General features: G+C 72.6%; 15 protein-coding genes. 8 read left to right on the top strand and 7 right to left on the bottom strand.

All coding sequences use genetic code 11. The features are described from left to right. Positions 1-4: 4 nt before the first annotated feature. Positions 5-1,051 carry a zinc-binding alcohol dehydrogenase gene (locus tag EV562_RS31370; protein WP_133890372.1) on the bottom strand — a complete coding sequence of 349 codons (1,047 nt, stop codon included), beginning with the start codon at positions 1,049-1,051 and terminating at the stop codon, positions 5-7. 169 nt (positions 1,052-1,220) lie between these two features. Here EV562_RS31370 and EV562_RS31375 point away from each other — a divergent pair, with 169 nt between their 5' ends. The 7 genes from EV562_RS31375 (at position 1,221) to EV562_RS31405 (ending at position 8,495) form a co-directional block, all read left to right on the top strand. Beyond that, positions 1,221-2,624 carry an extracellular solute-binding protein gene (locus EV562_RS31375; RefSeq protein ID WP_133890243.1) on the top strand — a complete coding sequence of 468 codons (1,404 nt, stop codon included), beginning with the start codon at positions 1,221-1,223 and terminating at the stop codon, positions 2,622-2,624. A 33-nt stretch (positions 2,625-2,657) separates the two neighbouring features. Continuing rightward, entirely contained in the window at positions 2,658-3,689 is a 1,032-nt protein-coding gene (locus EV562_RS31380; protein WP_133890244.1) for a sugar ABC transporter permease, read from the top strand. Further along, positions 3,686-4,570 carry a carbohydrate ABC transporter permease gene (locus EV562_RS31385; protein ID WP_133890245.1) on the top strand — a complete coding sequence of 295 codons (885 nt, stop codon included), beginning with the start codon at positions 3,686-3,688 and terminating at the stop codon, positions 4,568-4,570. The genes EV562_RS31380 and EV562_RS31385 overlap by 4 nt, the downstream gene beginning before the upstream one ends. Positions 4,571-4,589: 19 nt before the next feature. Further along, complete coding sequence (locus EV562_RS31390) at positions 4,590-5,792, top strand: ROK family protein (protein ID WP_166662100.1); 1,203 nt, start codon at positions 4,590-4,592, stop codon at positions 5,790-5,792. Between the two features lie 55 nt (positions 5,793-5,847). Beyond that, on the top strand, positions 5,848-6,741 hold the full coding sequence (locus EV562_RS31395) for a Gfo/Idh/MocA family oxidoreductase (RefSeq protein ID WP_133890247.1): 894 nt from the start codon (positions 5,848-5,850) through the stop codon (positions 6,739-6,741). Positions 6,742-6,937: 196 nt separating this feature from the next. After that, entirely contained in the window at positions 6,938-7,513 is a 576-nt protein-coding gene (locus EV562_RS31400) for a TerB family tellurite resistance protein (RefSeq protein WP_133890248.1), read from the top strand. A 73-nt stretch (positions 7,514-7,586) separates the two neighbouring features. Continuing rightward, positions 7,587-8,495 (top strand): aminoglycoside phosphotransferase family protein, encoded by a 909-nt coding sequence (locus tag EV562_RS31405; RefSeq protein WP_133890249.1) that lies wholly within the window; start codon positions 7,587-7,589, stop codon positions 8,493-8,495. 28 nt (positions 8,496-8,523) lie between these two features. Here the strand turns inward: EV562_RS31405 and EV562_RS31410 are convergent, their stop codons facing one another. Next, positions 8,524-10,002, bottom strand: coding sequence for a DUF6351 family protein (locus EV562_RS31410; RefSeq protein ID WP_133890250.1), 1,479 nt, complete (start codon positions 10,000-10,002; stop codon positions 8,524-8,526). 267 nt (positions 10,003-10,269) lie between these two features. On the opposite strand from EV562_RS31410, the gene EV562_RS31420 reads away from it, so the two are divergent. Beyond that, positions 10,270-11,484, top strand: coding sequence for an alginate lyase family protein (locus EV562_RS31420; RefSeq protein ID WP_133890251.1), 1,215 nt, complete (start codon positions 10,270-10,272; stop codon positions 11,482-11,484). 21 nt (positions 11,485-11,505) lie between these two features. Here the strand turns inward: EV562_RS31420 and paaE are convergent, their stop codons facing one another. Genes paaE through paaA form a run of 5 tightly spaced genes read right to left on the bottom strand, consistent with a single transcriptional unit; the run spans position 11,506 to position 15,240 of the window. Next, the gene (paaE, locus tag EV562_RS31425) at positions 11,506-12,612 is read right to left on the bottom strand and encodes a 1,2-phenylacetyl-CoA epoxidase subunit PaaE (RefSeq protein WP_133890252.1); all 1,107 of its coding nucleotides are present in this window, start codon (positions 12,610-12,612) and stop codon (positions 11,506-11,508) included. Then, a complete protein-coding gene (gene paaD, locus EV562_RS31430; protein WP_166662087.1) occupies positions 12,612-13,127 on the bottom strand; it encodes a 1,2-phenylacetyl-CoA epoxidase subunit PaaD in 516 nt (171 codons plus the stop codon). Before paaD ends, paaE begins: the two co-directional genes overlap by 1 nt. Continuing rightward, entirely contained in the window at positions 13,121-13,948 is an 828-nt protein-coding gene (gene paaC / locus EV562_RS31435) for a 1,2-phenylacetyl-CoA epoxidase subunit PaaC (RefSeq protein WP_133890253.1), read from the bottom strand. The genes paaD and paaC overlap by 7 nt, the downstream gene beginning before the upstream one ends. 9 nt (positions 13,949-13,957) lie before the next feature. Then, positions 13,958-14,260, bottom strand: coding sequence for a 1,2-phenylacetyl-CoA epoxidase subunit PaaB (gene paaB, locus EV562_RS31440; RefSeq protein ID WP_133890254.1), 303 nt, complete (start codon positions 14,258-14,260; stop codon positions 13,958-13,960). Continuing rightward, on the bottom strand, positions 14,257-15,240 hold the full coding sequence (gene paaA, locus EV562_RS31445) for a 1,2-phenylacetyl-CoA epoxidase subunit PaaA (protein WP_133890255.1): 984 nt from the start codon (positions 15,238-15,240) through the stop codon (positions 14,257-14,259). The genes paaB and paaA overlap by 4 nt, the downstream gene beginning before the upstream one ends. Positions 15,241-15,314 lie beyond the last annotated feature (74 nt).

Consider the following 15,314-nt stretch of genomic DNA (forward strand, 5'->3'; position numbering starts at 1 on the left):
GGGCTCAGAATTCCAGGACGACCTGCAGCGCCTCGGCGGGCCGCTCGTCCAGCAGTACGTAGGCGTCGGCCGCGTCGGCGACGGGGACGACGTGGCTCACCAGGGAGTCGACGTCCACCTGGCCCTCGGCGACCAGGCGCAGGAAGGTCCGCTGGAGGCGTTCGACGCTCCAGCGGTTGGACAGCTGGGGCGGGACGCCGCCGATCTGGGAGCAGATCAGCTGGACCCGGTTGTGGTGGAACTCGTCGCCGAGGCGCAGACCGATGCCGTCGCCCTGGTAGAAGCCGGAGGCCACCACCCGGCCGCCGGCCGCGACCGAGCGCAGCGCCTCGTGCAGGGCCGGGTAGGCGCCGCTGATCTCGATGGCGAGATCGGCGCCGAGGCCGCCGGTGGCCTCGCGGACGCGTTCGGCGACGGCGTCGGTACGGGCGTTGAGGGTGTGCCGGGCACCGTAGCGCTTCGCGGTCTCCAGGCGGCCGTCGAGGGCGTCCACGGCGGTGACGCGAGCGCCGCTGAGCCGGGCGAGGCGGGTGGTGAGCAGGCCGATGACGCCCTGCCCGAACACGGCGACGTCCTCCCCGAGGTGGATGTCGCCGGCCAGGACGGCGTTGTACGCGATGGCCCCGACCCGGGCGAACGCTCCGGCGAGCGGTTCGAGGCCGGCCGGCAGGGTGTGGCCGATCATGCGCTCCGCGGGGACGATGCCCTCGCTGCGGTGGCCCCAGATGCCCCACACCAGGTCGCCGGGGACCGGCAGGCCCGGGGTGCCGGTCAGTTCCGGGGAGACCTCGACGACCTCGCCGACCTCGGAGTAGCCCCAGCCGGCCACCGGGTACTCGATGCCGGGCGCCCCGTCGCGGAACAGGCGCGCTTCGGGGTCCCAGGTCCGGGTCAGGTAGGGGTTGGTGCCGCGGTAGGCGGTCAGCTCGGTGCCGGCGGAGATGCCCGAGTAGCGGGTGCGCACCCGCAGATGACCGGGCGGCAGTTCGGTCCTGCTGTGCTCGGCGACCTCCACCTGGCGAGGACCGGTGAACTGGACGACGCGCTCCACGGACGACACGGAGGGAGCGGGCGGCACGGGCGGCACGGATGACACGGGGGCTCCGGAAGGGTTGCTGATGCGGTTGCGTCGACAATATCCGCAACTTAAGTCTTGTCAACACGCAAAAGTGATGCTGTGATGCGTGACGAGCAGACGTAAGCCGGAACGAGGACACTCAATGCGCATCAGGACCCTGCGGTCGAGGACGACCGCGGTCGGCGTCACGGCAGCCTTGGGAATCGGGTTGCTCTCGGGCTGCGCGAGCAGCACGGGCCCCGGCACACCCGACCGCGAGATCACGGTCTGGTCGCAGGAGAACCTGCCCGACCGCACCGCCGCGACCCAGAAGGTCATCGACGGGTTCGAGAAGAAGAGCGGCGTCAAGGTGAAGCTCGTCGGGGTCGACGAGAGCCAGATGCCGCAGCTCATCATGTCGGCGGCCGCGTCGGGCACCCTGCCGGACGTCATCGGGGCAGCCCCCATGGGCCAGGTCTGGCAGATGTACACCAACGGCCTGCTGAACACCGACATCCCGAAGCAGATCGTCGACGGTCTGGGGCGCGACACCTTCAACGCCAACGCGCTGGAGCTGACGTCCGACGGCGGCACCAGCCTCGGAGTGCCCTCCGACGCCTGGCTCCAGCTGCTGGTCTACCGCAAGGACCAGTTCGGGCAGAAGGGCCTGCCCGCCCCCGACACGTACGCGAAGGCGCTGGCCGCGGCCGAGGCGCTCACCACCAAGGGGCACGACGGCGTCTCGGCGGCGACCGACCCCAGCGACGTCTTCACCTCCCAGAGCTTCGAGAGCCTCGCCCTGGCCAACGACTGCCAACTGGTCGACGCCCGGCACGAGGTCGCCCTCCGGTCACCGCGGTGCGAGACCGCCTTCCGCACCTACGACCGGCTGGCCCGCACCTACGGCGCTCCCGGCACCCAGACCGTGGACTCCACCCGCGCGACCTACTTCGCGGGCCGCTCCTCCATGGTCATCTGGTCCTCCTTCCTGCTCGACGAGCTCGCCGGACTGCGCGGGGACGCCCTGCCCAGCTGCCCGCAGTGCGCGAAGGACCCGCGGTACCTGTCGGACAACAGCGGCATCGTCACCGCCATGAAGGGCCCCGACGCCGAGGAGGCGGCCCAGTTCGGCGAGATCACGTCCTGGGTGACCACCAAGACCGCCGAGACGGCGGCGTCCCGCGAGTTCATCGAGTACATGATGGGCACGGGCTACGAGTCCTGGTTCGGCATGGCCCCCGAGGGCAAGATCCCGGTCCGCAAGGGCACGGCCGCCGACCCCGGGCGCTATCTGGACGCCTGGCGGCACAGCGACATCGGCGTCGACACCCGCAAGCCCCTGGACGAGGTCTTCCCCAAGACCCTGCTCGACCAGCTCGCCGACGGCGTCAGCAACATGCGCCGCTGGGGCATCACCCAGGGCGAGGGAGCCCTCGTCGGCGCCACCAACGGCGAACTGCCCGTACCGAAGGCCATCGGCGCCATGACCAGCGGCCAGAGTTCGCCGTCCGAGGCGGCGCGCGACGCCGACGACGAGGTCGCCGCCCTGAAGAAGTCCCTGCAGTAGCCGCCCGCCGTCTGCACGTCACGAAGGTCTCTCATGCCCACAGCCCCCGCCGGCGCGCCGCAGCGCCGGGACACCAGCCACCGGTCGGCGGATCCGTCCACGGACCGGTCCGCCTCCCCGGGCCGCCGCCCGCTGACCGCGAGCCGGCGCGCCAACCGCGCGGGCCTCGCGTTCGTCTCCCCCACCTTCCTCGTGGTCCTCGTCGTGGTGGTGCTGCCCATCGCCTGGACCGTGCTGCTGGCCTTCCAGAGGGCCAGGCTCGTCGACATCCAGGGCATGGGCCTGTTCGGCAACTGGTCCCTGGACAACTTCTCGCAGGTGTTCGACTCGGCCGGCTTCTGGTCCAGCCTCGGCACCACCCTGCTGTACACGGCGGGCGCCACGTTCGGCTCCGTCCTGCTCGGCCTGGTCGCCGCGCTCGCCCTGCGCAAGCCGTTCCGGGGGCGCGGGCTGCTGCGCGCGGCGATGCTGCTGCCGTACGTCGCGCCGGTCGTGGCCGTGGCCTTCGTGTGGGAGGTCGCGCTCAGCCCGCAGTACGGCGTCGTCAACGACTGGGGCCGGCGGCTGTTCGGCTGGGACGACCCGATCGCCTTCCTGTCCACCCGGGAGTACGAGGTCGATCTGCTGGGGATGCACTTCGACGTCCCGCTGGCGCTGCTGACCGTCATCGTCTTCGAGTGCTGGCGCTACTTCCCCTTCGCCTTCCTCTTCATTTTGGCCCGGCTGCAGGCGGTGCCCGACACCCTGGAGGAGGCCGCGCTGGTCGACGGCGCCACGCCCACCCAGCGGTTCCGGCACGTCCTGCTGCCGCAGCTGATGCCGGTGATCGCGCTGCTGTGCGTGCTGCGCTTCATCATGACGTTCAACAAGTTCGACGACGTCTACCTGCTCACCGGCGGCGGCGCCGGCACCGACGTGGCCGCCGTGCGCGTCTACGACTTCCTCACCGCCCGCTACGACGTGGGAGCGGCGGCCGCCCAGGCACTCGTCCTGGCCGTCTCGCTGATGATCCTGCTGGGCTTCTACTTCAAGTTCTTCGGCAACAAGGTCCAGGAGGAAGCGTGACCGGCAAGACGGCCCTGACCAGGGCACGGTTCGAGGAGAAATTCTTCGGCGTCGCACGCTGGTTCGTCATCGCGTTCCTCGCCGTGATCACCCTGCTGCCCTTCTACTACATGGTGCTGCTGTCGTTGAAGCCCGTCGACGCGCTCCTGCTCGACCCCGGCTCCCTGTGGGTGTCGGCCAAGGACTTCACCCTCTCCACCTACCGGGACGTGCTGCGCTCCACCGACGACGGCGGCCAGGGCTTCCTGAGGTTTTTGCTCAACTCCGCGCTGGTCTCGCTCGGTACGGTGGTGCTGACCCTCGTGGCGGCCGTGCCGGGCGCCTACGCGGTGAGCCGGCTGAAGTTCTTCGGCCACCGCCAGGTCAGCGCCCTCTTCCTGGCGGTCTACCTGTTCCCGGCGACGCTGCTGGCCGTCCCGCTCTTCGTGATCTTCGCGAAGCTCGGACTCTCCTCCAGCCTGGTCGGCCTCGCCGTCGTGTACGTCGCCCAGACCGTGCCCGTGTCGATCTACATGCTGAAGAACTACCTCGTCACCATCCCCGCCTCCATCGAGGAGGCGGCGGCACTCGACGGGTGCTCCCGGCTGCAGACCGTCCGCAAGGTGATCCTGCCGCTGGCCCTGCCCTCGCTGATGGCGACCGGCCTGTACGTCTTCATGATCGCCTGGAACGAGTTCCTCTTCGCGCTGCTGTTCCTGGCCGCCGACCCGGGCAGTTGGACCGTCTCCCTGGGCCTGGCCCAGCTGTCCAACGGCATCGAGGTGCCCAAGACCGTCCTCATGGCCGGTTCCGTGGTACTCACGATCCCCGTGGTACTTCTGTTCTTCGCCGCCGAACGCCTGCTCACCGAGGGGCTGACCAGCGGCGCCGACAAGAGCTGAGCTGCGGGGGAGCACCATGATGACGTCGAGTCAGGCCAGCGCGGGCGAGTTGCTGCACCTCATCCGCAGCGGCCGCGCCAACACCCGGGCCGACCTCCAGCAGGTGACCGGGCTCTCCCGGTCCACCGTCGGACAGCGCCTCGACCTGCTCAACCGCGCCGGGTGGCTGCGCGCCACCGCGGGCGCCTCCACCGGCGGCCGTCCCTCCCACCGGATCGTGTTCGACCCGGGCCACGCCTCGGTCATCGCCTTCGACCTGGAGACCCGGCACGCCCGCGCCGCCGTGCTCGACCTGGCCGGCACCGTCCTGGCCGAGCACACCGGCCCGATGGACGTCGGCGAGGGTCCCGAGTCCGTCCTGGACCGGCTGGCCGGCTGGTTCCCCGGCCTGATCGCCGCGGCCGGTGTCCCGGCGTCCCACGTGGCGGGCATCGGTCTGTCGGTGCCCGGCCCGGTCGACTGGGAGTCGGGACGGGTGATCGAACCACCCATCATGCCCGGCTGGGACCGCTACCCCATCCGGGAGCGGCTCCACGCGGCGTACGCGGCCCGTCTCGGCCTGGAGCCCGAGGCCGCCGAGGCCGTGCCGGTCCTCGTGGACAACGACGCCAACCTGATGGCGCTGGCCGAGCATCAGGCCAACCACCGCGACTGCGCCTCCTTCGTGCTGCTGAAGGTCTCCACCGGCATCGGCGCCGGGGTCGTCATCGGCGACCGGCTCTACCGCGGCATCGACGGCGGAGCGGGCGACATCGGGCACATCCGCCTGCACGACCGGTCCGACGCGCTGTGCATGTGCGGCTCCCACGGCTGCCTCGCGGCCGTCGCCAGTGGACGGGCGATCGCCAAGGAGCTGGCCGCCCTCGGTCTGGACACCGCGTCCGGGCAGGATGTCAGGCGGCTCCTCAACGAGGGCCACCCCGACGCGGTCCGGCTGGCCCGCGAGGCGGGGCGCCGGGTGGGCGAGGTCCTGGTGACCGTCGTGACCCTGCTCAATCCCGGAGTGCTCATGATCGCCGGGGAACTCTCCGGGGTTCCCTTCCTGACCGGGGTGCGGGAGCTGGTCTACCAGCGGGCGATGCCCCGCGCGACCGCCAACCTCCAGGTCGTCACCTCGCGACTCGGCGACCACGCGGGCCTCGTCGGGGCCGCCGCCATGGTCGTCGAGCACCTCTACTCCCCCGCCGGCGCCGACGCCCGGCTGGAACGCCTCGCCTCCTGACCGCCGCCCGTCGTCCCCGACGGTCCGCCGGCAGACCTTCCAAGACAGGAACACCGTGACCGCTGTCCCCGCCCCCTGGACCGACCGGCCCGTCGAGATCGGGCTCGTGGGAGCCGGCCCCTGGGCCCGCGCCATGCACGCCCGGGTGCTCGCCGCCGGACCCGAGACCCGGCTCGCCGCCGTCTGGGCCCGCCGTACCGAGGCCGCCCGCGAGACCGCCGCCCCCTACGCCGCCCATGTCGCCGGCTCCTTCGAGGAGTTGCTGGACCACTGCGAGGCCGTGGCGTTCGCCGTGCCGCCCGCCGTCCAGGCCGAGCTGGCGCCGGCGGCGGCGAAACGGGGCAAGGCCCTGCTGCTGGAGAAGCCGCTCGGCCCCGACCTGGCCGCGGCCCGCCGGGTGGCCGACGCGGTGGCCGAGTCCGGTGTGGTCTCCCAGCTCGTCCTGACCAAGCGCTACCACCCGGCCACCCGGGCCTTCCTCGAAGCGGCGCGCTCCTTCGAGGCGGTGGGAGCGCGCTCCTGCTACCTCCACGGCGCCTTCCTGGGCGGCGAGTTCGCCACCGGCTGGCGGCTCGAGCACGGCGCCCTGCTCGACCTCGGCCCCCATCTGCTCGACCTGCTGGACGCCGCCGTCGGCCCCGTCACCGACATCCGCGCCACCGGCGACCCACGTCGCTGGCTGGAACTGACCTGCGCGCACGAGAACGGCGCGGTGAGCCAGGCCTCGCTGTCCGGCTCCGTGGCCGTCCCCCGCGCGCAGACCCGCGTCGAACTCTTCGGCGCGGCCGAGCCCCTGGTCTACGACACGGCCGGGCTCGACCACGAGGAGTGCTGGCCCGTACTGCGCCACGACTTCGCGACGGCCGTCCGCACCGGCACACCGACGCCGGTGGACGCCGGACGCGGCCTGTACCTGCAAAGCCTCCTCGACCGGGTCGTGTACGGCTGAAGCCGGTCCACGACGGCGACGGCCCGGCCCCGGTCGGAGGCTCGGCACGCCCTCCCCACCAGACGCTTTGCCTCTTCTTTGCCCGTCGGGAACCCTGTGGTCCCCGGGCGCGTTCATCGTGGTGACCGCGGTGGTGCGCGGCCGAAGACAGACCGAGTCAGACCGATACGCAGCGACAGAAGCCGAGGTGGCCCGAGTGGCGATGTGGGACAAGATCAAGGACCAGGCCAAGACCTTCCAGCAGTCCCAGGGCACGCGCGGAGCGAGCGGATCCGGTCAGGGAGCGCACGGCCCCGTGGGCGGTGGCAGGTCCGGTTCGTCGTCGGGCGGTTCCAAGGCCCAGCTGATCGGGATGTTCAAGTCCCAGCTCGCCTCCGCCAAGAACGAGCTGAAGAGCGGCGCCTACCGGGACGCCAGCATGGCCATGTGTGCGCTGGTCGCCGCCGCGGACGGACGGGTGGAGCCCTCCGAGCGGCAGCGCGTGGAGGAGTTGATCGTCTCCAACGAGGTGCTGCAGAACTTCCCGGCGGACCAGCTCCGCCAGCGGTTCAACCAGCACGTGGACCGGCTCCTCGCCAACTTCGACCAGGGCAGGGCCGAGGCCCTCCAGGTGATCGCCAAGGCCGCCAAGAAGCCCGCGGAGGCCCGCGCGGTCGTGCAGACCGGCATGGTCGTCGCCGGTGCCGACGGCACCTTCGAGCCGTCCGAGCAGTACGCCGTTCGCGAGGCGTGCACCGCGCTCGGCGTCCCGCCCTCGGAGTTCGGCGTCTGAGACCGGCCGTCGGGCGCCCGCCGGCCGGGTAAGCGTTTGACGGCCGGCCGTGCCGAACGGTCGGCTGGGCCCCATGAGTTCAGGTCAGGCCCGCCGCGACACCCCCGACGTCGACGACCGCCTCGTACGGCGGCTCGTCGACGGGCAGTTCCCGCAGTGGTCGGGGCTGCCGGTCGAGCGCTTCCCCTCGGGCGGCACGGTCAACGCGATGTACCGGCTGGGCGAGACCATGGTCGTACGGCTGCCGCTGGTCCGGGGCGGGGTCGCGGACGTGACGACGGAACGGGAGTGGCTGCCGCGGCTGGCACCCCTGCTGCCCACCGCCGTACCCGAGGTGCTCGGGGCCGGGGTGCCGGCCGAGGGCTACCCGTGGCCCTGGTCGGTCTACCGGTGGCTGCCCGGCGAGCTTCCCGAGGCCGGAGCCCTGACCGACCCGGAGTCGCTCGCGACGGATCTGGCCGCCTTCGTGGCGGCGATGCGGAGCGTCGCCCTGCCGGACCCGCCGAAGGCGTACCGCGGCGGGCCGCTCGCCGCGCTCGACGAGTCGACCCGGGCCGCCCTCGCCGCCCTGCGTGACCTGCCCGAGGAGGGCGTCGACTGCGACGCGCTGACCGAGGTGTGGCAGGACGCGCTGGGCGCCCCGGCGTGGGACGGGCAGGCCCGCTGGCTGCACGCGGACCTGATGCCGGGCAACCTGCTGCTGAGCGGCGGCAGGCTGGCCGGGGTGATCGACTTCGGGTGCATGGGCGTGGGCGATCCGGCCTGCGACCTCTTCCCGGCGTGGAACCTGCTGCCGCCCGGCGCGAGGGAGATCTTCCGCGAGGCGCTCGGCGTGGACGGGGCGACCTGGCGGCGCGGCCGGGGCCGCACCCTCTCCCAGGCGCTGATCGCCCTGCCGTACTACCGGGAGACCAACCCCGCGATGGCCGGCAACGCCCGCCACGTGATCCGGGCGGTACTGGCCGAGGTGGAGGGCCGCTAGACGACGGCCCTCCACCGAGCCCTGCCGCCTACGGCGCGATGCCCACGCCCTCGATCCTGCTCCAGGCCCGCTCCTGCGCGGCCGTCATGGCGGGCCAGGCGAGGCCGCCCGGCCGGGGCCGCACCCGCGAGGCGTACGGTCCGGGACGGAAGCCGGGGTCGTAGAAGCAGCCCGTACCGTACGTCGCGTCGAAGGCGGCGCACGAGGCGGCGATCGAACGCGGGCTCGGCCGGCGGCCGGTGCGCACCCAGGTGTCCAGCGCGGCGAGGGAGTTGGCGTACTCGGAGTCGCTCAGTGAGCTGTGCTCGTGCTCGGCCGTGAAGGTCTGGACGAGGTTCCCGTCCCGGCCGGCCCCCCGGAGCGTGGCGCGGTAGGCCGCCTCGTGCTCCACGAACGCCGTCGGGTCGTCGATGGCGTGCAGGGTGAGCACGGGCAGGGAGACCTTGCCGGTGAGATCGCTGTCCCAGGACAGGTCACGGCGTGCGGAGGGGTCGGCCGAGAAGCGTTCGACGCCCGCGTTGAGCGCCTCGTCGTCGTGCGAGCCCGTGTAGCGCACCCCCCGGTTGCTCCACGGGTTCCGCCCGCCGAGCCGGTCGGTCACGATGTCCCGGAAGGTGAAGGTGGCAAAGCGCAGGTGTGACTCCAGAGTGCGCTCGGGGATGCCCGTGACGGCGAGGATGTCGTCGAGGTTGCGCTGCTGCGGCCGGGTCCGGTCGGCCGGGGCGGAGGCGTAGCCCGTGCATTCCTGCAGCCGGGCGCGCAGGCCCGCGGTCGTCATGGTGGAGCCGGGGCGCAGTCCCTGCCACAGCGGGTACTGCGGCTCGGTCGGACGCGGGTGGTTGTGGCAGTAGTACTGGTAGACGACGCGCAGGTCCACGCGGTAGTCGTAGCCTCGCGAACCGCCGCCGAGCACCCCGTTCGTCAGCAGCACCCCGTCGTAGGCGCCCGCGCGCCGGCCGTAGGTCTCGGCGGCCTTGGCGGCCACGTTCCCGCCCCAGGACTGGCCGTGCAGGTAGGTGTGTTCCGGCCGGCCGAACCGGTCGGTGAACAGGCGGCGTACGTTCTCGGTGTCCGCGGCCGCCATACGCGCCCCGTAGCCGCCGCGCCGGTAGGAGGAGGCGGCCCAGGCGTACCCCTGGTCGACCATCACCGCCCAGCGCTCCAGGTCCTCGGTGCTGCGCGCCGGGTCGGAGGCGTCGCCCAGGTCGGGGCCGCCGTGGGCGTGCACGACGAGGGAACCGTTCCACCGGTGGGGCACGGCCATCGTGTAGTGGGCCCCGTTGGTGTCCTGGCCCGTGTAGCAGGTGGCCTTCTCGGCGAGGGCGGACGGGCAGGCGGCGGGCACCGGGCGGCCCGGCCCGGGCTGTCCGGCGGCCCGCGCCGGGGCGGCGGAGACGCTGGCGAGGGTGACGAGCAGGACGCTGGCGAGCGCGGCGGCCACCACCGCCGGGCGGCCCCTGCGGCGGGTGGGCCGGGGGTCGCGCGCGGGAGCGTGGGGTGCGGTCAAGGTGGGGCTCCTGTCCTTGGTGCTGGTGCTGCGGCCGGCGCGAAGTCGCGCTGCGAGCCGGGATGTTAGGAAGCCCGCGGGGCCGGAGCCACCCCTTCGGCCGTTGCGTTCATAGTGTTCGCCCGCGCCGCGGTCCGCCGGGCGGAGGACCGCCCGGTACGTGCGCGACCTCTTGACGCCCCATTGGTCTCTACCTATCGTCACCGCCCAGTCGAACGTTCAGAAAGACACCCAGCGTTCACATAGACGAACGGATGGACCCCCCACATGTCCTCTGCTCCCGCACGCCGTCGCCGCCCCCGCGCCGTTCTCCTCGCCACCCTCACCGCCGCGCTCGTCGGCACCCTGCTGGCCGGGCCCGGTGCGGTCGCTCCTCGCGCGCAGGCCGCGCCGGCCGCCTTCACGCACCCCGGAGTCACCGTCTCCCGGGGCCAGCTCGACTTCGTCCGGGCCAAGGTCCAGGCCGGGGCCCAGCCCTGGAAGGGCGCCTTCGACCAGATGACGGCCAGCAGGTACGCCGACCTCGGCCGCGTGCCGAAGCCCCGCGCGGTGGTCGAGTGCGGCTCGTACTCCAACCCGAACTACGGCTGCACCGACGAGCGCGAGGACGCGATCGCGGCCTACACCAACGCGCTGGCCTGGTACGTCACCCGCGACGAGCGCTACGCCCGCAAGTCCATCGAGCTGATGGACGCCTGGTCCGCCGTGCTCCGGGACCACACCAACAGCAACGCCCCGCTGCAGACCGGGTGGGCCGGCTCCTCCTGGCCCAAGGCCGCGGAGATCATCAAGTACACCTACGGGGGCACCTGGACGAACTCCGGCCGCTTCGCCGCGATGCTCCGCGACGTCTACCTGCCCGAGATCATCAACGGCTCCAACTCCAACGGCAACTGGGAGCTGACGATGACGGAGGCCGCCGTCGGCATCTCCGTCTTCCTGGAGGACAGGGCCTCCTACGACAAGGCCATGGCCAGGTTCCGCACCCGCACGGCCGCGTACGTGTACCTGGAGTCCGACGGGGACCTGCCGAAGACCGTGCCGAGCCAGCACCTCGACACCCGGGACAAGATCGTCAAGTACTGGCAGGGCCAGTCCACCTTCGTCACCGGCCTCACCCAGGAGACCTGCCGGGACTTCACCCACACCGGGTACGGCATCTCGTCGATCTCGCACGTCGCCGAGACCAGCCGGATCCAGGGGCAGGACCTGTACGGCACCGACGTCGGCGAGCGGCTGCGGCACGCGCTGGGCTTCCAGGCGAAGTACCAGCAGGGGGCGGGCGTGCCGAGCTGGCTGTGCGGGGGCACGCTCCACCTCGGCCTGGGCCCGGTCACCGAGGTCGGCTACAACGCCCTGCACAACCGCCTCGGTTTCGCCATGGACAACACCGAGGCGCTCACCGAGCGCACCCGCCCCTCCGGCACGGACAACCTCTTCGTCGCCTGGGAGACCCTCACCCACGGCGACAATCCCGCCTGAGCGGGGCGGGGTGACCTCCCGTCAGCTGTCGTAGTCCACGGTCAGCCTGTCGGAGACCGGGTACGACTGGCACGTCAGGACGTAACCCGCGTCGACCTCGGCCGCTTCGAGCGCGTAGTTGCGGCGCATGTCGACGCTGCCGTCGGTGACCAAGGCCCTGCAGGTTCCGCAGACCCCGCCCTTGCAGGCGAAGGGCAGGTCGGGGCGGGTCTGCTGGGCCCCGTCGAGGACCGACCGCTCCCGGGGGACCGGCGCGGTCGTCGAGCGGCCGTCCAGGACGACGGTGACCTCGCTGACGGGTCCCCGCGGGCCGCTCTCCTCGTGGCGCACCTCCCGCACGGGTTCGTCGTCGGCGTAGAACAGCTCCCGGTGCACGCGCTCCGCCGGGACGCCGAGGCCGGCCAGGACCTGCTGGGCGTCGGCGACCATCCCCTGCGGGCCGCACAGCCACCAGTGGTCGGCGGCCGGCACGTCCACCAGGGAGCCGACCAGCGCCGAGAGCCTTTCGGCGTCCAGGCGGCCGGAGAGCACCTCGGCCTCCCGGGGCTCGCGCGAGAGCACGTGGGCCAGGTGGAACCGGGTCGGATGGAGGTCCTTCAGGTCGGCCAGCTGATCGGCGAACATCACCGTGTCGGTGCGGCGGTTGCCGTAGAAGAGGGTGACGCGGGAACGGTCGTCGGCGGCGAGCACCGACTCCGCGATGGACACCATCGGGGTGATGCCCGACCCGGCGGCGATCAGGACGTGGTGGCCGGGGACGGTCAGGTCGGGGGTGAACAGGCCGGTGGGCGCCATCACCTCCACGGTGTCGCCCGGCCGCACCTCGCCGACCAGCCACGCCGAGAAGAGCCCGCCGGGCACCACCCGGACCCCGATGCGCGGTACCGTGCCGGCCGGTGCGCAGATGGAGTACGAGCGGCGCTCGTCGCGGCCGTCCACCTCGCGCCGCAGGGTGAGCGACTGACCGGGCGCGAAGGCGAACTCCTCGGCCAGCTCGTCCGGGATCTCGAAGCTCACGGCCGCGGCGTCCGCGCACAGCCGCTCGACGGCGGCGACGCGCAGGGTGTGGAAGGCGGGCCGGCGCCGGGTGCGCGCCGGGGCCACCGGGACGGGGGCGGTCGGGGCCATCAGATCTCCTTGACGTACTCGAACGGCTCGCGGCAGACCCGGCAGCGCCACAGCGCCTTGCAGGACGTGGCGGCGAAGCGGGAGGTCTCCTCGGTGTCCGCCGCACCGCAGCGGGGGCAGGGCACCGCGGGCCGGGTGGGCGACAGCACCAGGGAGACCGGGCCGCGGGGCGCGGCGCCGGGCGGGGCGATGCCGTGCTCGGCGAGCTTGCGGCGGCCCGCCTCGGTGATCCAGTCGCTGGTCCAGGGCGGGTCCAGGACGGTGCGGATCTCGACGCGCGGGTACCCCGCCTCGCGCAGCCGCGCGGCGACGTCCGCCCGCATCTCGGCCATGGCCGGACAGCCCGAGTAGGTGGGGGTCAGGCTCGCGACCACGGTCCCGTCCCCGCCGACCTCGACGCCGCGCAGGACGCCGAGGTCGGCGAGGGTCAGCATGGGCAGCTCGGGGTCGGGCACCTGCTCGGCGACGCGCCGGGCCCGGTGGGCGTCCAGGAGTGCGGGGCCGCCGGTCACCATGTCGCCTCCGGGTGGGCGCGGGCGACGCTCTGCAACTCGGCCAGCAGCGGCGCCAGGTGGCCGGTGTGCTCACCGGCGCGTCCCGAGCCGGGCAGCGGGCGGTACACCGGCAGGGTCAGTCCGGCCGCCTCCGTGACCTGGCGCAGGTCGTCGGCGACCTCGTCCCGCACGTCGTACGCGGTGTGCAGTTCGCCGAGGTAGGGGGCGACCTCGTCCAGCGCGGCGCGCATCCGGCGGTGCGACTCCGGCGTGCCGTCGCCCAGCCGCACGCACCACTCGGCGGCGTACTGGCGGTGGTACGTCAGCTCCTTGACGCCCTTGGCGGCGACCGCGGCGAGCACCGGGTCCGGGTGGGCCTCCAGCCGCCGGAAGTGGGCCAGACGCCAGCTGGAAAGGACCAGCAGCCGCACGACGGCGAACGCGAAGTCACCGCACGGCAGCTCGGCCAGGCGGACGTTGCGGAAGTCACCGGCGTCGCGGAAGTAGGCGTAGGAGTCCTCGCCGCGGCCGGTGCCGTCGGCCTGGCCCGCGCGGGAGTACAGCAGGCGGGCCTGGCCGAGGAGGTCGAGGCCGATGTTGGCCAGCGCCACCTCCTCCTCCAGCTCCGGCGCCCGGGTCACCCACTCGGCCAGCCGCTGGGCGCTCACCAGGGCGTCGTCGGCGAGCGCGACGCACTGCGCGGCCAGCGCACCGGCGTCGACACCCTCGGGCACGGTGGTGTCGACGCCGTGCAGCGGGTCCTCGAAGCCGGTGCCGTAGGCCCAGCGGGTGTCGTCCTCGTGTCCCTCGGCCAGGGTGAGGTAGACGTGGTCGTCACTCATGCCCTGCTCCTAGATGTGGAGGACGTCGTCGGGGATGTCGTAGAAGGTCGGGTGGCGGTAGACCTTGTCGGCGCTGGGCGCGAAGAAGGGGTCCTTCTCGTCGCGGGTGGAGGCGGCGATGTGCTCGGAGCGCACCACCCAGATGCTCACGCCCTCGTTGCGCCGGGTGTAGAGGTCGCGGGCGTGGGTGAGGGCCATGGCGTCGTCGGCGGCGTGCAGCGAGCCGACGTGGACGTGGTTGAGGCCGCGCTTGCCGCGCACGAACACCTCGTACAGCGGCCAGCCCCGCCGGCCGGACTGCTCGGGGGTCATGCCGCCGCTCCCTTCCGCGCGCGGGCGGCCTGCTTGGCGGCGTGGGCGGAGGCCGCCTCGCGCACCCAGGCGCCCTCCTCGTGTGCGGTCCGCCGCCGCCGCGTCCGCTGCTCGTTGCACGGGCCGTCGCCCTTGATGACCCGCATCAGCTCGTCCCAGTCGGGGGTGCCGAAGTCGTGGTGGCCCGTCTCCTCGTTCCAGCGCAGCTCCGGGTCGGGCAGGATGACGCCGAGCTTCTCGGCCTGCGGGACGGTCATGTCGACGAAGCGACGGCGCAGTTCGTCGTTGCTGTGCCGCTTGATCTTCCAGGCCATGGAGCGCGCCGAGTTGGGCGACGCGTCGTCGGGCGGGCCGAACATCATCAGGGACGGCCACCACCAGCGGTTCACCGCGTCCTGGACCATCTCGCGCTGGGCTTCGGTGCCGCGCATCATCGTCATCAGCAGCTCGTACCCCTGCCGCTGGTGGAAGGACTCCTCCTTGCAGATGCGCACCATCGCGCGCGCGTAGGGCCCGTAGGAGCTGCGGCACAGCGGCACCTGGTTGCAGATCGCGGCGCCGTCCACGAACCAGCCGATCACGCCGACGTCGGCGAAGCTGAGGGTCGGGTAGTTGAAGATCGACGAGTACTTCTGACGTCCCTCGATCAGCCGCTCCGTGAGGTCGTCACGGTCCGCGCCGAGCGTCTCGGCCGCCGAGTACAGGTACAGCCCGTGCCCGGCCTCGTCCTGGACCTTGGCGAACAGGATCGCCTTGCGCCGCAGCGACGGGGCCCGGGTGATCCACTCACCCTCGGGCTGCATGCCGATGATCTCCGAGTGCGCGTGCTGCGCGATCTGCCGGATCAGCGTCTTGCGGTAGCCGTCGGGCATCCAGTCCCGCGGCTCGACCCGCTGGTCGCGCGCGATCGTCGCGTCGAAGTGCGCCTGGAGCCCGTCCGGCGCCTCCGGGGGCGGGGCCTCGGCGTGTGTCGTGGTCATCGTCACCAGCTTCCCAACCGACCATTCGTTCGGTACCAGTGTGACCGGTTTCCGCGCGCCGGGCAAGAGCCGGG

It is taken from the genome of Streptomyces sp. BK208 (assembly GCF_004364245.1).
In the GTDB taxonomy this organism is placed as follows: domain Bacteria; phylum Actinomycetota; class Actinomycetes; order Streptomycetales; family Streptomycetaceae; genus Streptomyces.